The 19,762-nt window shown below is 60.8% G+C and carries 16 protein-coding genes; 8 read left to right on the top strand and 8 right to left on the bottom strand.

Going from position 1 to position 19,762, the window contains the following annotated elements:
- Nucleotides 1-65: 65 nt before the first annotated feature.
- The 7 genes from J3P75_RS06435 to J3P75_RS06405 all read left to right on the top strand — a co-directional run bounded on the left by J3P75_RS06435 (nt 66) and on the right by J3P75_RS06405 (nt 11,922).
- The gene (locus J3P75_RS06435; protein WP_434709681.1) at nt 66-2,117 is read left to right on the top strand and encodes a putative bifunctional diguanylate cyclase/phosphodiesterase; all 2,052 of its coding nucleotides are present in this window, start codon (nt 66-68) and stop codon (nt 2,115-2,117) included.
- A 184-nt stretch (nt 2,118-2,301) separates the two neighbouring features.
- Nucleotides 2,302-3,654, top strand: a complete 1,353-nt coding sequence (locus J3P75_RS06430; RefSeq protein ID WP_434709680.1) for an imelysin family protein — start codon at nt 2,302-2,304, stop codon at nt 3,652-3,654.
- 278 nt (nt 3,655-3,932) lie between these two features.
- Nucleotides 3,933-5,360, top strand: coding sequence for a di-heme oxidoredictase family protein (locus J3P75_RS06425; RefSeq protein WP_434709679.1), 1,428 nt, complete (start codon nt 3,933-3,935; stop codon nt 5,358-5,360).
- A gap of 27 nt (nt 5,361-5,387) precedes the next feature.
- Nucleotides 5,388-6,452 (top strand): imelysin family protein, encoded by a 1,065-nt coding sequence (locus J3P75_RS06420; RefSeq protein WP_090285802.1) that lies wholly within the window; start codon nt 5,388-5,390, stop codon nt 6,450-6,452.
- A 14-nt stretch (nt 6,453-6,466) separates the two neighbouring features.
- On the top strand, nt 6,467-7,567 hold the full coding sequence (locus J3P75_RS06415) for a DUF1513 domain-containing protein (protein ID WP_434709678.1): 1,101 nt from the start codon (nt 6,467-6,469) through the stop codon (nt 7,565-7,567).
- Between the two features lie 157 nt (nt 7,568-7,724).
- The gene (locus J3P75_RS06410) at nt 7,725-8,873 is read left to right on the top strand and encodes an efflux RND transporter periplasmic adaptor subunit (RefSeq protein ID WP_434709677.1); all 1,149 of its coding nucleotides are present in this window, start codon (nt 7,725-7,727) and stop codon (nt 8,871-8,873) included.
- Between the two features lie 13 nt (nt 8,874-8,886).
- On the top strand, nt 8,887-11,922 hold the full coding sequence (locus J3P75_RS06405; RefSeq protein ID WP_434709676.1) for a multidrug efflux RND transporter permease subunit: 3,036 nt from the start codon (nt 8,887-8,889) through the stop codon (nt 11,920-11,922).
- Between the two features lie 223 nt (nt 11,923-12,145).
- Here the strand turns inward: J3P75_RS06405 and J3P75_RS06400 are convergent, their stop codons facing one another.
- From J3P75_RS06400 to colR, 5 genes are all read right to left on the bottom strand, one after another.
- Entirely contained in the window at nt 12,146-12,373 is a 228-nt protein-coding gene (locus tag J3P75_RS06400; RefSeq protein WP_394506553.1) for a hypothetical protein, read from the bottom strand.
- A 2-nt stretch (nt 12,374-12,375) separates the two neighbouring features.
- Entirely contained in the window at nt 12,376-13,092 is a 717-nt protein-coding gene (locus J3P75_RS06395) for a lipopolysaccharide kinase InaA family protein (RefSeq protein WP_434595869.1), read from the bottom strand.
- Between the two features lie 3 nt (nt 13,093-13,095).
- Nucleotides 13,096-13,764, bottom strand: coding sequence for a class I SAM-dependent methyltransferase (locus J3P75_RS06390; protein ID WP_203419306.1), 669 nt, complete (start codon nt 13,762-13,764; stop codon nt 13,096-13,098).
- Nucleotides 13,765-13,916: 152 nt separating this feature from the next.
- Nucleotides 13,917-15,200, bottom strand: coding sequence for a sensor histidine kinase (locus J3P75_RS06385; protein WP_434709675.1), 1,284 nt, complete (start codon nt 15,198-15,200; stop codon nt 13,917-13,919).
- Nucleotides 15,200-15,871, bottom strand: coding sequence for a two-component system response regulator ColR (colR, locus tag J3P75_RS06380; protein WP_064119015.1), 672 nt, complete (start codon nt 15,869-15,871; stop codon nt 15,200-15,202). Before colR ends, J3P75_RS06385 begins: the two co-directional genes overlap by 1 nt.
- A 220-nt stretch (nt 15,872-16,091) precedes the next feature.
- Here colR and J3P75_RS06375 point away from each other — a divergent pair, with 220 nt between their 5' ends.
- The gene (locus tag J3P75_RS06375) at nt 16,092-16,835 is read left to right on the top strand and encodes a phosphatase PAP2 family protein (RefSeq protein WP_434709674.1); all 744 of its coding nucleotides are present in this window, start codon (nt 16,092-16,094) and stop codon (nt 16,833-16,835) included.
- Between the two features lie 184 nt (nt 16,836-17,019).
- Here J3P75_RS06375 and groL read toward each other — a convergent pair whose 3' ends face one another.
- From groL to J3P75_RS06360, 3 genes are all read right to left on the bottom strand, one after another.
- Nucleotides 17,020-18,666, bottom strand: a complete 1,647-nt coding sequence (gene groL, locus J3P75_RS06370; protein WP_090285825.1) for a chaperonin GroEL — start codon at nt 18,664-18,666, stop codon at nt 17,020-17,022.
- Nucleotides 18,667-18,716: 50 nt separating this feature from the next.
- Complete coding sequence (locus J3P75_RS06365) at nt 18,717-19,010, bottom strand: co-chaperone GroES (RefSeq protein WP_007916610.1); 294 nt, start codon at nt 19,008-19,010, stop codon at nt 18,717-18,719.
- 258 nt (nt 19,011-19,268) lie between these two features.
- Nucleotides 19,269-19,745, bottom strand: a complete 477-nt coding sequence (locus tag J3P75_RS06360) for an FxsA family protein (protein WP_434709673.1) — start codon at nt 19,743-19,745, stop codon at nt 19,269-19,271.
- Nucleotides 19,746-19,762: the final 17 nt, after the last annotated feature.

The following is a 19,762-nucleotide window of genomic DNA, read 5'->3' as shown; positions in this document are numbered from 1 at the left end:
CCACCCCGGGATTGCCAATACTCATGGCAACTTGACGCTACCCGCACGGAACAAGGAATACCTCTTTGAAGCTGGAACTCAAGAACAGCTTGTCGGTGAAGTTGCTCCGGGTCGTGCTCCTGTCGGCATTGATCGTCGGTGTGGTCTTGAGCTGCGCGCAAATTGTTTTCGATGCCTACAAGACCCGTCAGGCGGTGGCCGGCGATGCCGAGCGCATTCTCGACATGTTCCGCGACCCGTCGACTCAGGCCGTGTACAGCCTCGATCGGGAAATGGGCATGCAGGTAATCGAAGGCCTGTTCCAGGACGATGCAGTGCGTCAGGCGTCCATCGGCCATCCCAACGAAGCCATGCTCGCGCAGAAATCCCGCGAGTTGCAGCAGTCCAACAGCCGCTGGCTGACCGACCTGATCCTCGGGCAGGAACGCACCTTCACCACCCAACTGGTCGGGCGCGGGCCTTATAGCGAGTATTACGGCGACCTGAGCATTACCCTCGACACCGCCACCTATGGCGAAGGTTTTCTCGTCAGTTCGGTGATCATCTTCATTTCCGGGGTCCTGCGGGCGCTGGCCATGGGCCTGGTGCTGTACCTGGTTTATCACTGGCTGCTGACCAAGCCGCTGTCGCGGATCATCGAGCACCTCACCGAGATCAACCCGGATCGCCCCAGCGAACACAAGATTCCGCAGCTCAAGGGCCACGAGAAAAACGAGTTGGGCGTGTGGATCAACACCGCCAACCAATTGCTGGAATCGATCGAACGCAACACCCATCTGCGCCACGAAGCGGAAAACAGCCTGCTGCGCATGGCCCAGTACGACTTCCTCACCGGCCTGCCGAACCGCCAGCAATTGCAGCAGCAACTGGACAAGATTCTGATCGACGCCGGCAAGCTGCAACGCCGCGTCGCGGTATTGTGCGTGGGGCTGGATGATTTCAAAGGGATCAATGAGCAGTTCAGCTACCAGACCGGCGACCAATTGCTGCTGGCCCTGGCCGACCGTTTGCGCGCCCACAGCGGGCGCCTCGGCGCCCTCGCCCGGCTTGGCGGCGACCAGTTCGCGCTGGTCCAGGCCGATATCGAACAACCCTACGAAGCGGCGGAACTCGCGCAAAGCATCCTTGATGATCTGGAGGCGCCGTTCGCCCTTGATCATCAGGAAATCCGCCTGCGCGCGACCATTGGCATCACCCTGTTCCCGGAGGATGGCGACAGCACCGAGAAGCTGTTGCAGAAAGCCGAGCAGACCATGACCCTGGCCAAGACGCGCTCGCGCAACCGATATCAGTTCTACATCGCCAGCGTCGACAGCGAGATGCGACGCCGCCGCGAGCTGGAAAAAGACCTGCGCGATGCGCTGATCCGCGATCAGTTCTACCTCGTCTATCAGCCGCAGATCAGCTATCGCGACCACCGTGTGGTCGGTGTCGAAGCGTTGATTCGCTGGCAGCATCCAGAACACGGTCTGGTGCCGCCGGACCTGTTCATTCCGCTGGCCGAGCAGAACGGCACGATCATCGCCATCGGCGAATGGGTGCTGGATCAGGCCTGCAAGCAGTTGCGCGACTGGCACGATCAGGGTTTTGTCGACCTGCGCATGGCGGTCAATCTGTCGACGGTGCAACTGCACCACGCCGAGCTGCCGCGGGTGGTCAACAACCTGCTGCAGATGTACCGCTTGCCGCCGCGCAGTCTGGAGCTGGAAGTCACCGAAACCGGCCTGATGGAAGACATCAGCACCGCCGCGCAGCACTTGCTCAGCTTGCGCCGCTCCGGAGCGTTGATCGCCATTGACGACTTCGGCACCGGTTATTCATCGCTCAGTTATCTGAAAAGCCTGCCGCTGGACAAGATCAAGATCGACAAGAGCTTCGTCCAGGACCTGCTCGATGACGACGACGATGCGACCATCGTTCGCGCGATCATCCAGTTGGGCAAGAGTCTCGGCATGCAGGTGATCGCCGAGGGCGTGGAAACCGCCGAGCAGGAGACGTACATCATCTCTGAAGGCTGCCACGAGGGTCAGGGTTATCACTACAGCAAACCGCTGCCGGCCCGTGAGTTGAGTGCTTATCTCAAGCAAGCGCAACGCAGCAACGCCGCCATTCTGTGAAACGCCGTGAACGCGGCGCCTCTCGCCGATCAGGATCGTGCGCTTGATCCAGCGCACCCATGTCGTAAATAAGAAATATTTCCAGCCACAACCCTTTACACATAATGCGAAAGATTTGCATTATGTCGAAGTTTTGCGCGCCCTCGGCGCCAGTCCACTCAACTACCGAAGCAGGATGTTCGCCATGATTCGTATGCCTCTGGCTACCGCCAGTCTGCTGGCCATCGCTATTTCCCTCGCCGGTTGCGGCGAAGGCAAGGACAAAGAAAAAGCCTCCGAAATGACGCCGGCTTCCAGCAGCGCTGCTCCAGCCCCTGCCGCTACGCCTGCGCCTGCTGCCGGTAAAGTCGACGATGCTGCCGCCAAGGCTGTGGTCGCGCACTACGCCGACATGGTCTTCGCCGTCTACAGCGATGCCGAATCCACCGCGAAAACCTTGCAGAGCGCGGTCGACGCGTTCCTCGCCAAGCCGAACGCCGAGACGCTGAAAGCCGCCAAGGCTGCCTGGGTCGCTGCGCGCGTGCCGTACCTGCAAAGTGAAGTGTTCCGCTTCGGCAACACCATCATCGACGATTGGGAAGGTCAGGTTAACGCCTGGCCGCTGGACGAAGGTCTGATCGACTATGTCGACAAATCCTACGAGCACGCGCTGGGCAACCCGGGCGCCACCGCCAACATCATCGCCAACACCGAAGTGCAGGTTGGCGAAGACAAGGTCGACGTCAAGGACATCACCGCTGAGAAACTCGCCAGCCTCAACGAGCTGGGTGGTTCCGAAGCGAACGTCGCCACTGGCTACCACGCCATCGAATTCCTGCTGTGGGGCCAGGACCTCAACGGCACCGGCCCTGGCGCTGGCAACCGTCCGGCCTCCGATTACCTGGAAGGCGCTGGCGCCACTGGCGGTCACAACGACCGTCGCCGTGCCTACCTCAAAGCCGTGACCGAGCTGCTGGTCAGCGACCTGGAAGAAATGGTCGGCAACTGGAAGCCGAACGTGGCCGACAACTACCGCGCCACGCTGGAAGCCGAGCCGGGTGAATCGGGTCTGCGCAAAATGTTGTTCGGCATGGGCAGCCTGTCCCTCGGCGAACTGGCCGGCGAGCGCATGAAGGTTTCCCTGGAAGCCAACTCCCCGGAAGACGAGCAGGATTGCTTCAGCGACAACACCCATTACTCGCATTTCTACGATGCCAAAGGCGTGCGTAACGTTTACCTGGGCGAATACACCCGTGTCGACGGTACCAAGATGACCGGCGCCAGCCTGTCGTCGCTGGTGGCCAAGGCTGATCCGGCTGCCGACACCGCACTGAAAGCCGATCTGGCCGCGACCGAAGCGAAGATCCAGGTCATGGTCGATCACGCCAACAAGGGCGAGCACTACGACCAGTTGATCGCGGCGGGCAACACCGCGGGCAACCAGATCGTTCGTGACGCGATCGCCGCACTGGTCAAGCAGACCGGCTCGATCGAAGCCGCTGCCGGCAAACTGGGCATCAGCGACCTGAACCCGGACAACGCCGATCACGAGTTCTGATCACCAATGTCTGACTGAAAAAGGCGATCTTCGGATCGCCTTTTTCATGCCTGCCACACCGCAATCCCCTGTGGGAGCGAGCCTGCTCGCGAAGGCGGTATCTGCCGCCACCTTTTCAGCGCGTCGGGCGCAGCTTTCGCGAGCAGGCTCACTCCTACAGGGGGTTGCGTGCGCTTTCTGGCTTGCGCTGCATCAAGCAAACGATAATTCCTCTTATTCAAACTCCCCGGCCCTGTTAGACTTTGCGCCTTTGTTTTCGCCCGTCTGCAGGATGTCTGATGCCCTCGCTGCCTCTTCGCTTGTCCGCACTGTTGCTGGCCCTGGGCCTGAGTGCCTGCGATGACGCCCCGCGTTTCACCCAGGCCGAGCCCGGCGAGGCGCGTTCGGGTGGCGCGGCGACGGTGCGCAAGAGCGATCAGAATGCGTTTTCCCTGCCATCGGCCAACCTGCCGCCGTCACGGCGGGTGGATTTCAGCGTCGGCAACAGCTTCTTTCGCAGCCCGTGGGTGATCGCGCCGTCGACCACCACCGCGCGCGACGGCCTCGGCCCGCTGTTCAACACCAACGCCTGCCAGAACTGCCACATCAAGGACGGCCGCGGTCATCCACCGGCACCGGACGCAAACAATGCGGTATCGATGCTGGTCAGGCTGTCGATTCCCGATGCGCCGCAATACGCCAAGGTCGTTGAGCAGCTTGGTGTGGTGCCGGAACCGGTCTACGGCGGTCAGTTTCAGGACATGGCCGTGCCCGGCGTTGCGCCCGAAGGCAAGGTGCGCGTCGACTACACGCCGGTGCCGGTGCGGTTCGCCGATGGCACTGAGGTCGAGCTGCGCAAACCAGTCCTGCAGATCACGCAACTGGGCTACGGCCCGATGCACCCGGACACGCAGTTTTCCGCGCGGGTGGCGCCACCGATGATCGGTCTGGGTCTGCTGGAAGCGATCCCGGAAGAAGCGATTCTCGCCAACGCCGCCGCGCAAGCCAAAGACAACCAGGGCATCAACGGCCGGCCGAACCGGGTCTGGGACGATGAGTTACAGAAAACCGTGATCGGCCGTTTCGGCTGGAAAGCCGGGCAACCGAACCTCAATCAACAAAACGTTCACGCCTTTTCGGGTGATATGGGCCTGACCACCAGCCTGCGCCCCTTCGATGACTGCACCGAGGCGCAAACCGCCTGCAAGCAGGCACCGAACGGCAACGGCGCGGACGGCGAACCGGAAGTCAGCGACAACATTTTGCGGCTGGTGCTGTTCTATAGCCGCAACCTCGCGGTGCCGGCGCGACGTGGCGTCAACGATGCCGAGGTGCTAGCCGGCAAGAATCTGTTTTTTCAGGCTGGCTGCCAGTCGTGCCATACGCCGAAATACACCACCGCCGCCAACGCCGCCGAACCGGAACTGGCCAATCAACTGATCCGGCCGTACAGCGATCTGCTGCTGCACGATATGGGCGACGGTCTGGCGGACAATCGCAGCGAATTCCAGGCCTCCGGCCGCGACTGGCGCACCCCGCCGTTGTGGGGCATCGGCCTGACGCAAGCGGTCAGCGGCCACACCCAGTTCTTGCATGACGGCCGCGCGCGCAATCTGCTCGAAGCCGTGCTCTGGCATGGCGGCGAAGCGCAAGCCGCGCAGCAACAGGTTTTGTCTTTCAATGCCGAGCAACGTGCTGCGTTGCTGGCGTTTTTGAACTCACTTTAAATACTGAAAAAGAATCGGGAGCCCGACATGTTCCGTCCCAAGCTACTGTTCACCAGCCTTGCCGCGCTCGCCCTCGGCGCCTGCTCGCCGCAGGACCCGCAAGCGGTCACCTCGGCAGCCATCGCCAAATCGGTGATTCTGCCGACCTATACCCGCTGGGTTGAAGCCGATAAGCAACTGGCCGTCAGCGCCCTCGCCTACTGCCAGGGCAAGGAAACCCTGGAAACCGCGCGCGCCGATTTCCTTCACGCGCAAAAAGCCTGGGCCGAGCTGCAACCGTTGTTGATCGGCCCGCTGGCCGAGGGCAACCGGTCGTGGCAGGTGCAGTTCTGGCCGGACAAGAAAAACCTCGTGGGCCGTCAGGTCGAACAACTGGTCGTAGCGCAGCCGCAGATTGATGCCGCGGCACTGGCCAAGTCGAGTGTGGTGGTTCAGGGCTTGTCGGCCTACGAATACATCCTCTTCGATGCCAAGCCTGACGTGGCCAACGCCGAGCAGAAAGCCAAATACTGCCCGCTGCTGATCGCCATCGGCGAACGCCAGAAGCAACTGGCCGAAGAGATTCTGCAGGGCTGGAACAACACCGACGGCATGCTTGCGCAGATGAGCAAATTCCCGAATCAGCGTTATGCCGACTCCCACGAAGCGATCGCCGATCTACTGCGCGTGCAGGTCACCGCACTGGACACCCTGAAGAAAAAGCTCGGCACGCCGATGGGCCGCCAGAGCAAGGGCGTGCCACAGCCGTTCCAGGCTGATGCGTGGCGCAGCCAGTCGTCGCTGACCGCACTGCAAGCCAGCCTTGCAGCGGCCAAAACCGTCTGGGAAGGCGTCGACAACAAAGGCCTGCGCGGTCTGTTGCCAGCCGAGCAGAAGCCGTTGGCCGACAAGATCGACGCCGCCTACGCCGCCTCGCTGAAACTGTTCGACAGCACCCAGCGCTCGCTCGGCGAAATGCTTGAAGACGACGCCGGTCGTCAGCAACTGAACGACATCTACGACAGCCTCAACGTCGTCCATCGCCTGCACGAAGGCGAACTGGCCAAGGCGCTGGGCATTCAACTGGGCTTCAACGCCAACGACGGTGACTGATGAGGGCAAGTGCCATGCTGCGACGCCAGGCTCTGACTTTAGGTAGTGTGCTGCTGGGAGCAGTGACGCTGGGCGGCTGGACGCTGTTCAAACGCAAGGATCAGAGCCCGCTGCTGCTGTCGGCGCGCGACGACACTGACGGCAGGCACTACGCCGTCGGTTATCGGCTCGACGGTACGCGGGTGTTTGCCACGCAGGTCGGCCAGCGCTGCCACGACATCATCAATCACCCGACGCAGCCGATCGCACTGTTCGTGGCCCGCCGTCCGGGCACCGAAAGCTATCTGATCGACCTGCGCGACGGGACCCTGCTCCAAACCGTGACCTCACAACCGAACCGGCATTTCTACGGGCATGCCGTGGTGCACAAGGACGGCGAATACCTGTACGCCACCGAGAACGACACCACCGATCCGGGTCGTGGCTTGCTCGGCGTGTACAAGTTCGACGGCGCGCGGCTGGTGCACAGCGGCGAGATTTCCACTCACGGTCTCGGCCCGCATCAGGTGTCGTGGATGCCCGACGGCGAGACGCTGGTGGTAGCCAACGGCGGGATTCGAACCGAAGCGGAAAGCCGCGTCGACATGAACCTCAACGCCATGGAGCCGAGCCTGGTGCTGATGCAGCGCGACGGGACTTTGCTGAGCAAGGAAACCCTCGCCCAGCAGATGAACAGCGTGCGTCACCTGGGCATCGCCAGTGACGGCACCATTGTCGCCGGTCAGCAATTCATGGGCGCCTCCCATGAGCGTTCGGAACTGTTGGCGATCAAGCGTCCGGGGCAACCCTTCGTGGCGTTCCCGGTGCCGGAGCAGCAGTTGCAGGCGATGGGGCATTACACCGCCAGCGTCGCGGTGCACAGCGAGTTGCGGCTCGTTGCGCTGACGGCACCGCGCGGCAACCGTTTCTTCATCTGGGATCTGGACAGCGGCGCAGTGCGCCTCGATGCGCCGTTGCCCGATTGCGCCGGGGTCGGTGCGGTGCAGGACGGTTTTGTCGTGACCTCCGGTCAAGGCCGTTGCCGTTACTACGATTGCCGTCAGGCGGAACTGTTGGCCAAGCCGCTGGAATTGCCCGCGGGGCTCTGGGACAACCATCTGCATCTGATGGCATAAGCCGCGCGCGGCAGTGGCTGATAGCACCCCGAGGGAGAGCGTCATTTCATGGCGCTCGCCCTTTTCATCACCTGTAATAACTGCCAGTTGGAATACCCCCTGTACTCGGAGTAATGTGCCCGCCTGTCTCACCTGATTTATCCAAGGAACTGGAAATATGCTGCGTCGCCGCATGCTGATCATGTTGGGTGTTGTGTTGCTGATCGTCCTCGTGCTGGGCGGGTACAAAGCCTTTTCGATCTACACGATGATCCAGGGCTTTTCCAAACCGAAACCGCCGATCAGCGTCGCCGTGGCCAAGGCCAGCGAACAGCCATGGCAGATGCGCCTGCCAACGGTCGGCACGCTCAAGGCGTTGCAAGGGGTCGAGCTGAGCCTGGAAGTGGCCGGCACGGTGACCGAACTCAAGTTCGAATCCGGGCAGAAGGTCAAGGCCGGGCAGCCGCTGCTGCAACTCGACAGCGCTGTCGAAACCGCACTGCTGGAAACCGCCAAGGCCGATCTCGGCCTGGCACAACTGGATTTCGGCCGCGGCAGCCAACTGGTCGACAGCCGCGCCATCTCCAAAGGCGAGTACGACCGGCTCTCGGCGGTGCTGCAAAAGAACAAGGCCACGGTCAACCAGCTCAACGCTTCGCTGGCGAAAAAACGCATCCTTGCGCCGTTCAGCGGCACCATCGGCATCCGACAGGTCGACGTCGGCGATTACCTCGCCAGCGGCAGCAGAATCGCCACGCTGCAGGATCTGAGCAGCCTCTACGCCGACTTCTACCTGCCGGAACAATCGGTGCCGAAACTGGCCATCGGTCAACCGGTACGGATCGCCGTCGCCGCTTATCCGCAGCAGAACTTCGCCGGCAAGATCAGCGCGATCAACCCGATCGTCGAAAGCTCCACGCGCAACATTCTGGTCCGCGCCACCCTCGCCAATCCCGACGGCAAGCTGCTGCCGGGGATGTTCGCCAGCCTCGACGTGCTGTTGCCGGAGCCGCAGAACCACATCGTGGTGCCGGAAAGCGCGATCACCTACACCCTCTACGGCAACTCGGTATACGTGGTCGGTCAGAAGAAAGCCGAGAACGGCAGCCTCGAAAAAGACGACAAGGGCCAACCGGTGCTGATCGCTGAACGCCGTTTCATCGAAACCGGTGAGCGCCGCGATGGCCTGGTGATGATCAACAAGGGCGTGCAGAGCGGCGAACAAGTGGTGACGGCCGGCCAGATCAAACTGGACAACGGCGCACACATCGCCATCAGCGACGACAAGACCCTCGGCGAGCAGAACAGTCCGCCCCGCGCCGACTGATCAAGGAATCCCCATGGCTTTTACCGACCCGTTCATCCGCCGCCCGGTGCTCGCCACCGTGGTCAGCCTGTTGATTATGCTGCTCGGCTTCCAGGCCTGGAGCAAGTTGCCGCTGCGCCAGTACCCGCAAATGGAAAACGCGCTGATCACGGTGACCACCGCCTACCCCGGGGCCAACGCCGAAACCATTCAGGGCTACATCACCCAGCCGATGCAGCAAAGTCTGGCGAGTGCCGAGGGCATCGACTACATGACCTCGGTCAGTCGCCAGAATTTCTCGGTGATCTCGATCTATGCACGGATCGGCGCCAACACCGATCGCCTGTTCACCGAGTTGCTGGCCAAGGCCAACGAGGTGAAGAACAAGCTGCCGCAGGACGCCGAAGATCCGGTGCTGAGCAAGGAATCCGCCGACGCCTCGGCCCTGATGTACATCAGTTTCTTCAGCGAGGACCTGAGCAACCCGCAGATCACCGATTACCTGTCACGGGTAATCCAGCCAAAACTGGCGACCCTGCCGGGCATGGCCGAAGCAGAGATTCTCGGCAATCAGGTGTTTGCCATGCGCCTGTGGCTCGACCCGGTGAAACTCGCCGGTTTCGGTCTCAGCGCCGCTGACGTGACCAACGCGGTGCGCCAGTACAACTTTCTCTCCGCCGCCGGCGAAGTGAAAGGCGAGTACACCGTTACCAGCATCAACGCCAACACCGAGCTGAAGTCTGCCGAAGCCTTTGCCGCGATTCCGCTCAAGGTCGACGGTGACAGCCGCGTGCTGCTCAGTGATGTCGCGCGGGTCGAGATGGGCGCGGAAAACTACGACTCGATCAGCTCGTTCGGCGGCACGCCATCGGTGTACATCGGCATCAAGGCGACACCGGGGGCCAACCCGCTGGATGTGATCAAGGAGGTGCGCAAGCTGATGCCGGAACTGGAAGCGCAGTTGCCGCCGAACCTGAAAAGCGAAATCGCCTACGATGCCACGCTGTTCATTCAGGCCTCGATCGACGAAGTGGTGAAAACCCTGTTCGAAGCGGTGCTGATCGTCATCGTCGTGGTGTTCCTGTTCCTCGGTGCGCTGCGCTCGGTGGTGATTCCGGTGGTGACCATTCCGTTGTCGATGATCGGCGTGATGTTCTTCATGCAGATGATGGGTTACTCGATGAACCTGCTGACGCTGCTGGCAATGGTGCTCGCCATCGGCCTGGTGGTCGACGATGCGATTGTCGTGGTGGAGAACATTCACCGCCACATCGAGGAAGGCAAGACACCGTTCGACGCAGCGCTGGAAGGTGCCCGTGAAATCGCCATGCCGGTGGTGTCGATGACCATCACCCTGGCGGCGGTGTATGCGCCGATCGGCTTTCTCACCGGCCTGACCGGGGCGCTGTTCAAGGAGTTCGCCCTGACTCTGGCCGGTGCGGTGGTGATTTCCGGCGTCGTGGCCCTGACCCTGTCACCGATGATGTGCGCGTTCCTGCTGCGGCATGACCAGAACCCCAGCGGCCTGGCCCATCGTCTCGACCGGATCTTCGACAGCCTTAAACGCCGCTATCAGAGCATGCTGCATGGCACGCTCAATACCCGGCCGGTGGTGCTGGTGTTTGCGCTGATCGTGCTGTGCCTGATTCCAGTGTTCCTCAAGTTCACCAAGTCGGAACTGGCGCCGGACGAAGATCAGGGCATCATTTTCATGATGGCCAGTGCGCCACAGCCGACCAACCTCGATTACCTGAGTACCTACACCGACGAATTCATCAAGATCTTCAAGGAATTCCCCGAGTACTATTCCTCGTTCCAGATCAACGGCTACAACGGTGTGCAGGCGGGGATTGGCGGCTTCCTGCTGAAACCATGGAACGAGCGCAGCCGCACGCAGATGGAAATCCTCCCGGAAGTGCAAGGCAAACTCGAAAGCATTCCGGGTCTGCAGATCTTTGGCTTCAACCTGCCCTCCCTGCCCGGCACCGGCGAAGGCTTGCCGTTCGAATTCGTGATCAACACGGCCAACGATTACGAATTGCTGCTGCAAGTCGCCGATCGGATCAAGAAACGTGCGATGGAGTCGGGCAAGTTCGCCTTCGTCGACCTTGATCTGGCGTTCGACAAGCCGGAAGTGGTGGTCGATATCGATCGCGCCAAGGCCGCGCAGATGGGCGTGTCGATGCTCGACCTCGGCGGCACTCTGGCGACCTTGTTGGGCGAGGCCGAGATCAACCGCTTCACCATCGAGGGCCGCAGCTACAAGGTGATCGCGCAGGTCGAACGGCCTTACCGCGACAACCCGGACTGGCTGAACAACTACTACGTGAAGAACACCCAGGGCGAACTGTTGCCGCTATCGACGCTGATCAAGGTCAGCGACCGTGCGCGGCCGCGTCAGCTCAACCAGTTCCAGCAACTCAATGCGGCGAAAATTTCCGGTTTCCCGCTGGTGAGCATGGGTGAAGCCATCGACACCGTGTTGCAGATCGCCCGCGAAGAAGCACCTGCCGGGTTTGCCTTTGACTATGGCGGCGCATCCCGGCAATTCGTTCAGGAAGGCAGCGCCTTGTGGGTCACCTTCGCTCTGGCGCTGGCGATCATCTTTCTGGTGCTGGCGGCGCAATTTGAAAGCTTCCGCGATCCGCTGGTGATCCTGGTCACGGTGCCGTTGTCGATCTGCGGGGCGCTGATCCCGCTGTTTCTCGGCTGGTCGAGCATGAACATCTACACCCAGGTCGGGCTGGTGACGCTGATCGGCCTGATCAGCAAACACGGGATCCTGATCGTCGAGTTCGCCAACCAGTTGCGCAAGGACAAAGGCCTGACCGCGCGCGAAGCGGTTGAAGAAGCCGCGGCGATTCGCTTGCGCCCGGTGCTGATGACCACGGCAGCGATGGTATTCGGCATGGTGCCGCTGATTCTCGCGACGGGTGCGGGGGCGGTCAGCCGCTTTGATATCGGCATGGTGATTGCCACGGGCATGTCGATCGGCACGCTGTTTACGCTGTTCGTGTTGCCGTGCGTATATACCCTGCTGGCGAAACCCGATCCCAAGCTCAACACATAACCCCTGTAGGAGTGAGCCTGCTCGCGATGGCGGTGTCTCAGTTGCTGATCGTTCCCACGCTCTGCGTGGGAATGCAGCCCGGGACGCTCTGCGTCCCATTGGAACGCGGAGCGTCCCTTGAGGCATTCCCACGCAGAGCGTGGGAACGATCAAAACCCGATCCCAAGTAGCCGGGCAAAAAAAAGGCCTCGCATCTGCGAGGCCTTTTACGCGGGCATCGATTTCAACTGGCTGGCCTCATCCCTTGAGATAGCCCGAACATGAACAACAGCAGATCATGATCGGGCTGGGTCGCCACGGAGGCTTTCGCCACCCGTGGCAGTGTGCAATGAGCGTCCGTCGTGGACGCTCCGATGACCTGCATGCGGGGCTGCTCCCAGGCAGCCACCGCCAATGAAGCGACTGCCAAGGCTCCGACCAGAAACAAACCTCGTGCAATTTCTAGTTTCATCGCTATAAACCTTTGATAGCGCTGCCAAACGCCGTCTCATAAAAATAGACGAGTTTTTTCCAGTCGGCATCGCGGAACGACGAATGGCGACGCAGTTGCTTCATGTCGTGCTGTGCGGCGCGATAGGCGGTCAGGCGCTGGCGGCATTTTTCCAGATCGATCAACGCTACTTCAACCTTGGCCGACTCGCCCTCACCGGTCACCCGCACGAATACGTGCTTGATGTAGATGCAGCTGTGCTGCCAGCGGCCCTTGTGCATGCGCGCGAGGTTTTCCGCCAGATCCTTGAGCACACGCTCATAAACCACGTCGCCACATTGATCCCGACCGCCGGCAGCAGCCAGCCAGTGCTCCAGTTCCTGGAAACCGTCCAGGGATCTGGTTACCAGCAGTGCGCGCCATTTGTGCTGTGGATCAGGCTGAGCGCCACAGAAGACGATTTGCGGCACGCGTACACCGAGTTTGCTTACGCCGGTCAGCGCATCGAGTTCGCGCAATACGGTAGGACGACCGAACGGGTGCAACCAGCTGCGATAGATGTGTCCGGTCTGGCGCTTGGCGTACAGCAACTGACCGTCGCGACCGACGATGCGCTGTACCCCGCTTTCGCCGCCGCGGCGCACATTGGGTTCTTCAACCCATTCGCCGCGCTGGGCCCAGTAGTAATCGAAACGATCCTGTGGAGCGACATCCGCTTCAACCGCTGCTTGCACTGCCATTCTCTACCTCTTGCGTAATACGTAAACCCGCCACATCGCATAGAGCGGTATAAAGTCCAGTTGTTCCTGAATGCGGAACCCGGCCTGTTCAAATTCTTTCTCGATCGTCGCCGCCGGAATCAGAAAACGATTCTGGTAATCACGATTCGGCCGGTCCAGCTCGGCGCGCTTGCGCTTCCAGGCCTTGAAGTTGCCGTCTACCCACAATGAAACAATCACGCTGTCGCGGCTCACGCGTTCGAATTCGCGCAGGATCACCTGACGGTGCTCGGACTCACCGATGTGGTGCAGCAGACGCATGCAGAAGATGCTGTCGACCGAGTTGTCCGGCAAGGCAATGTCGAACGCCGAGGTATGCAGCGGCTGTACCCGCTTGACCACGTCGGCCGGTTGCCCCTCGAGTGCCGTCTTGATCATCGACTCGGAATTGTCCGCGCCGATGATCACCCGGTTGGGTTTCTCCGCGAGCATCGGCCAGAAACGCCCGGCACCGCAGGGCAGGTCCAGCACCAGACCGGGATCACCCGCCAGTGACAAGGCCTTGCGTGCCAACTGTTCATCGCGCCAATGCGACAGGCGACGGCCCAGACTCTCCTTGTGCTTGCGCAGATATCGCTGCGCGTGCTGGTCGTCATACTTCTCGGAAAAATCGAGCTTGATCGGGTCGGCCATGATCTGGACTCCTGAATGTCTGATGACGCCACCTTAGTCAGCGGCGTGTCAGCGTCAGGTCATCCAATTGTGAAAAAAATGTCAGGTAAACCGGCAAAGTATTACAACGTTATACAGGAATCCGACAGGTTGGCGGGAGTAGCCTTGTGCGACTATTTGCCTGCATTCACGCCAAGATCTACCTCGAATCGGCAGCCATTGGGCTCCATCGTGCTCAGGCTGACAGTCCAGCCCTGGTTTTCGCAAATACGCTGTACCAGCGATAAGCCAAGCCCGAGGCCGTCACCGCGTTTCTCACTGCCGCGCACAAACGGTTCGAACATCGCTTCGCGCTTTTCCTCGGGAATCCCGACACCGGAATCCTCGACGATAAAGCCGCGAGCCGTCAGGGTCAGGCGAATGAAACCCTCCTCGGTGTAATGCAGCGCGTTGCGCAGCAGGTTGCCCATCACCGCGTTCAGCAAGGTGGCGTTGTAGCGGGCGTCCGATGGATGGCCAGGCTCGAACACCAGCGTCAGGCCCTTGCGCTCGATCGGCTCGCGCCACAGGCACAGCAGGCTTTGCGCCACTTGCGTGAGGTTGTGTTGCGGCGCGGCCCCGGGCTCTTCGTTTTGCGCGCGCGCCAGCATCAGGAACGTCTGCACCAATTCGCGCATTTCCTCGCTGGCTCGGGCAATGCGCTCGACCTGCGAGCGCCCGCGCTGATCGATGCCCGGATTCTCCAGCAACAGCTCGCAGGAACTGGCCAGCACCATCAGCGGCGTACGCAATTCATGGCTGACGTCGCTGGTGAACAAGCGCTCGCGGGTCAATGCCTGACGCAAGCGCCCCAACGTCGCATCGAATGCTACCGCCAGTTCACCGACTTCATCCGCCGCGTAATCCGGCGCCAACGGCGGTGCCAACCCGAGTAACTGATCGCGATGACGGACCTGCCGCGCCAGCCGTACCACCGGCGCCATCACCTTGCGCGCCAGCACCCAGCCTAAGAAAACCGCGAGCGCCAGGCTGAGCACGAAACCCACCAGCACTACGGCAAACAGCACGCGTTCGCGCTCTTCGAAATCGCTTTGATCCTGCAGCAGTACGTAGCGGCGGCCGTCGACGACCTCGACCATCGCGTGATACGACAGCTGCTCGCGGAACACTTCATGGAAACCGGCATCGAGGTGGCGCAGATCCTTGGGCAGATCGAAATCGCCCGGCCCGCCGCTGAAATAGAACAGCTGATCCGGTTCTGGGCGGTGGCTCCAGTCGGAAACGTTGTCCATCAGCAACAAGCGCTGCAAGTCGCCGCCCAGCCCCGCCGAAATCAGTTTTTCCTCGACCAGATGCACCGTCGCGACGATGCCCATGGCAAACGCGCCGGCCACCAGAGCGCTCATCAAGGCGAAGGCGATAATGATCCGTTGCGAAAGGCTTTGCTTGAACTCCATTACACGTCGGCCAAGCGGTAGCCCACCCCGTGCACAGTGTGCAGCAGTGGCTTGGCGAAAGGTTTGTCGATCACTTGGCGCAACTGGTGCACGTGGCTGCGCAGGCTGTCGCTGTCCGGGCAGTCATCGCCCCACAGCGCTTCTTCGAGAATTTCCCGGCGCAACACGTGCGGGCTTTTCTGCATCAGCACGGCCAGCAGCTTCAGGCCGACCGGGTTGAGCTTGAGCAGTTTGCCGTCGCGGGTCACTTCCAGGGTGTCGAGGTCATAGCTCAGATCGGCGACCTGCAAGGCGCGGCGGCCACCGCCCTGAGCGCGACGCATCACGGCTTCGACCCGTGCCGCGAGTTCGGACAGGGCGAAAGGCTTGATCAGGTAATCGTCGGCACCCGACTTGAAGCCCTGCAAGCGATCATCCAGTTGATCGCGCGCGGTGAGCATGATCACCGGTGTGTCTCGCCGTGCGTCTTCACGCAGACGTTTGCACAACGTGTAGCCGTCGATCCCCGGCAACATGATGTCGAGGACGATCAGGTCGTAGTGTTCGGTCGCGGCCAGATGCAGGCCCGACAGACCGTCCTGCGCGCAATCGACGGTGTAGCCCTTGAGGCCCAGGTAATCGGCCAGATTGGCCAGGATGTCGCGGTTGTCTTCGACCAGCAGAATACGCATGGGCACCTTCTCCGAACGGGGTTACGGCCGTCTTGGCCCGCGCAGCTTACGGCCAAGTGTGGCTCACGGCTAGGCATGTGTCGGGTTGTTTGCCGATAAAAATGCTCACGGCGACCGCCAACGTTTTTTTCACTTTCGATTAACGAATCGGCAACGCCCGTGCGCACAGACTCCGCGCGATTGCGCTCCCTCGAACATTCTTGCCACCAAGGAATTGCCCATGGCGTTGACCTCTGCCCATCCCGTTTCCCGACCGCTGAACCTCTGGCTCTGCCTGGGCATACCCGCTGTTGCGGCGATCATTCTGGTGTTGCTCGAACTGACCGATCTGGACATGGACCTGGCCCGACTGTTCTATGACCCGGTCGCCGGCGACTTCATCGGACGGCACAGCTATTTTCTCGAAGACATCCTGCATGACCGCGCCAAAGAAGTGGTTATCGCCTTCTCGGTGTTCGCGATCCTCGGTTTCATCGGCTCGTTTTTCCTCGCCCGACTCAAACCCTTCAAGCGTGAGCTGGGCTGCCTGGTGCTGTCGCTGGGCCTGGCCACTTCGTTCGTCACCCCGGTCAAAGCCGTGACGGCAGTGCAATGCCCGTGGAGCCTTGAGCAATTCGGCGGGCACGAAAAATACAGCAAGTTGATGGACCATCGCCCGCCAACCGACAAGCCGGGCCGTTGCTGGCCGGGCGGTCATGCAGCGACAGGTTTTACCTTGTTCGCGCTGTTCTTTGTTCTGCGTGATCGTCGTCCACGGCTGGCGCGGCAGGCATTTGTGTTTGCCTTCGCGCTGGGCTCGGTGTTTTCGATCAGCCGGATGATGCAGGGCGCGCACTTCTTCTCGCATAACGTGTGGACGGCGATTTTCTGCTGGCTGATTTGTCTGGGGGCTTATTACTGGGTGCTGTATCGCCCGGCGGGCAATGCTGCGGCGGTTGTAAACCCACACCCGATCAACGCCTGAAAATACAAATCCCTGTAGGAGTGAGCCTGCTCGCGATAGCGGTGTGTCAGTCGCAATCATGTTGAATGACACACCGCTATCGCGAGCAGGCTCACTCCTACAGGGGATCGATGTGAGTTCTGGGCAATAAAAAACCCCGCTGGCTTGCGCCGACGGGGTTTTTCGCTACGGGGGTAAGGCTGGCTTACATCATGCCGCCCATGCCACCCATGCCGCCCATGTCTGGCATACCGCCGCCAGCCGAGCCTTCCTTCTTCGGCGCGTCGGCAACGGCCGCTTCGGTGGTCAGGATCAGACCGCCGATCGAGGCTGCGGCTTGCAGAGCCGAACGGGTTACCTTGGTTGGGTCCAGGATGCCCATTTCGATCATGTCGCCGTATTCGCCGGAAGCAGCGTTGTAACCGAAGTTACCTTTGCCGTTCTTCACTTCGTTGACGACTACGCTTGGCTCGTCACCGGAGTTGGCAGCGATCTGACGCAGCGGCGCTTCAACAGCGCGACGCAGCACAGCGATACCGACGTTCTGGTCAGCGTTGTCGCCGGTCAGTTCGGTCAGGGCTTCCAGAGCACGGATCAGCGCAACGCCACCGCCAGGTACCACGCCTTCTTCAACGGCTGCACGGGTTGCGTGCAGGGCGTCTTCAACGCGGGCTTTCTTCTCTTTCATTTCAACTTCGGAACCAGCGCCAACCTTGATCACTGCAACGCCGCCGGACAGCTTGGCCAGACGCTCTTGCAGTTTTTCACGGTCGTAGTCCGAGGAAGTTTCGGCAACCTGGGCACGGATCTGAGCGATACGGCCTTCGATGTCTGCCTGCACGCCAGCACCGTCAACGATGATGGTGTTTTCCTTGGACAGGGTCACGCGCTTGGCGTTACCCAGGTGCTCCAGGGTGGTGCTTTCCAGGCTCAGACCGATCTCTTCGGAGATCACGGTGCCGCCGGTCAGAACAGCGATGTCCTGCAGCATGGCCTTGCGACGATCGCCGAAGCCTGGTGCCTTGACGGCAGCGACTTTAACGATGCCGCGCATGTTGTTCACCACCAGAGTCGCCAGGGCTTCGCCTTCAACGTCTTCGGCAACGATCAGCAGCGGACGGCCGGCTTTGGCGACGGCTTCCAGGACTGGCAGCATTTCGCGGATGTTCGAGATCTTCTTGTCGACCAGCAGGATCAGCGGGCCGTCGAGCTCGGCAACCATGGTGTCCGGCTTGTTGACGAAGTACGGCGACAGGTAGCCACGGTCGAACTGCATGCCTTCTACAACCGACAGTTCGTTTTCCAGGCCCGAGCCTTCTTCAACGGTGATCACGCCTTCTTTGCCGACTTTTTCCATGGCTTCGGCAATGATGTCGCCGATGGAGTTGTCGGAGTTGGCGGAGATGGTGCCGACCTGAGCGATGGCTTTGAAATCAGCGCATGGCTTGGACAGGGCCTTCAGCTCTTTGACAATGGCGATGGTCGCCTTGTCGATGCCGCGTTTCAGGTCCATCGGGTTCATGCCGGCAGCGACGGCTTTCAGGCCTTCGTTGACGATCGACTGAGCCAGAACGGTCGCAGTGGTAGTACCGTCACCGGCGTCATCGTTGGCACGGGAGGCAACGTCTTTGACCAGCTGCGCGCCCATGTTTTCGAAGCGATCTTCGAGTTCGATTTCTTTGGCGACGGAAACGCCGTCCTTGGTGATGGTCGGAGCGCCGAAGCTCTTCTCGAGGATCACGTTACGGCCTTTCGGGCCCAGGGTCGCTTTTACCGCGTCAGCCAGAACGTTGACGCCTTTGAGCATCTTGGAGCGGGCGGCATCGCCGAACTTAACTTCTTTAGCAGCCATGATCGATATTCCTTAAATACTTTGTAGTAACGGGAAAATGAACGGGAGTATCAGCCTTCGATAACCGCGAGGATTTCGTTCTCGCTCATTACCAGCAGGTCTTCGCCATCGACTTTCACAGTGTTGCTGCCGGAGTAAGGACCGAACACAACCTTGTCGCCTTCCTTCACGGACAGTGCACGCACTTCGCCGTTTTCCAGAGCTTTGCCCGGGCCTACAGCGAGAATCACACCGTGGTTGGCTTTTTCAGCAGCCGAACCTGGCAGAACGATACCGCCAGCGGTTTTCTTTTCTTCTTCGCTGCGACGGATGACGACGCGGTCATGCAGAGGACGAAGCTTCATTGTCGATCTCTCCTAATTGTGGTTTTCATCGGCCGGTGTAGTCCCGGCGGGTTTAACAAATCCGGCCTGTGCCGGGTGCGGCTCGTCGAGCGAACCGCGCAAGTCTGTCCGGTGTAATCACCGGAAACCTTTCGGTGACCGATACATAGGGGCGTACAAGCTGATTACAAGGGCTGGGCAAAAAAAATTTTGATGCTGCTCGGTGATTTGGCCGCATAAACGAGCACGGCACCCGAAGGTGCCGTGTCGATGCTGACGTTACTTGTGGTCGCGGTGTTCGAACTCGCCTTCGATCACATTCGGCTCACGGCCCAGCGGCTCGCGCCGTGCCGGCCCGCCACGGGGCTGCAGGTCATCGGCGAAGGCACGCTGACGCATGGCCTGGTCTTCGGCACGCTGGCGCATTTTGTTCGCCAGCAAGCGTCGGCTGAACGGCAGCAGCATGACCAGACCGACCACATCGCTGATGAAGCCCGGGATGATCAGCAGACCGCCGGCCAGGGCCAGCATCAGCCCTTCGAGCATGGTCTGGGCCGGCAGTTCGCCGCGGTTCAGGCTTTCACGGGCGCGCAGGGCCGTGGCCAGGCCGGCGATGCGCAGCACGAACACGCCGAACATCGAGCCGACGATAATCAGCAGCAGGGCCGGGAAGAACCCGATCGCCCCTGCCACTTTGACGAATACGAACAGCTCCAGCACTGGAAACAGCAGAAAGAGCAACAGAAAAGGGCGCATCAAATTGTCCTCAACGC

Origin of the sequence: Pseudomonas sp. R1-1 (assembly GCF_051132135.1) — a bacterium.
GTDB lineage: Bacteria > Pseudomonadota > Gammaproteobacteria > Pseudomonadales > Pseudomonadaceae > Aquipseudomonas.
This window is presented reverse-complemented; position numbering and strand designations above follow the sequence as displayed.

Bases quoted from the DNA above. Each gene is read 5' to 3' on its own strand.
- J3P75_RS06425 (WP_434709679.1), top strand. From the start codon at position 3,933: ATGCCCTCGCTGCCTCTTCGCTTGTCCGCACTGTTGCTGGCCCTGGGC.
- J3P75_RS06415 (WP_434709678.1), top strand. From the start codon at position 6,467: ATGCTGCGACGCCAGGCTCTGACTTTAGGTAGTGTGCTGCTGGGAGCA.
- J3P75_RS06360 (WP_434709673.1), bottom strand. From the start codon at position 19,745: ATGCGCCCTTTTCTGTTGCTCTTTCTGCTGTTTCCAGTGCTGGAGCTG.
- J3P75_RS06385 (WP_434709675.1), bottom strand. From the start codon at position 15,200: ATGGAGTTCAAGCAAAGCCTTTCGCAACGGATCATTATCGCCTTCGCC.
- J3P75_RS06430 (WP_434709680.1), top strand. From the start codon at position 2,302: ATGATTCGTATGCCTCTGGCTACCGCCAGTCTGCTGGCCATCGCTATT.
- colR (WP_064119015.1), bottom strand. From the start codon at position 15,871: ATGCGTATTCTGCTGGTCGAAGACAACCGCGACATCCTGGCCAATCTG.
- groL (WP_090285825.1), bottom strand. From the start codon at position 18,666: ATGGCTGCTAAAGAAGTTAAGTTCGGCGATGCCGCCCGCTCCAAGATG.
- J3P75_RS06365 (WP_007916610.1), bottom strand. From the start codon at position 19,010: ATGAAGCTTCGTCCTCTGCATGACCGCGTCGTCATCCGTCGCAGCGAA.
- J3P75_RS06375 (WP_434709674.1), top strand. From the start codon at position 16,092: ATGGCGTTGACCTCTGCCCATCCCGTTTCCCGACCGCTGAACCTCTGG.
- J3P75_RS06410 (WP_434709677.1), top strand. From the start codon at position 7,725: ATGCTGCGTCGCCGCATGCTGATCATGTTGGGTGTTGTGTTGCTGATC.
- J3P75_RS06405 (WP_434709676.1), top strand. From the start codon at position 8,887: ATGGCTTTTACCGACCCGTTCATCCGCCGCCCGGTGCTCGCCACCGTG.
- J3P75_RS06420 (WP_090285802.1), top strand. From the start codon at position 5,388: ATGTTCCGTCCCAAGCTACTGTTCACCAGCCTTGCCGCGCTCGCCCTC.
- J3P75_RS06400 (WP_394506553.1), bottom strand. From the start codon at position 12,373: ATGAAACTAGAAATTGCACGAGGTTTGTTTCTGGTCGGAGCCTTGGCA.
- J3P75_RS06390 (WP_203419306.1), bottom strand. From the start codon at position 13,764: ATGGCCGACCCGATCAAGCTCGATTTTTCCGAGAAGTATGACGACCAG.
- J3P75_RS06395 (WP_434595869.1), bottom strand. From the start codon at position 13,092: ATGGCAGTGCAAGCAGCGGTTGAAGCGGATGTCGCTCCACAGGATCGT.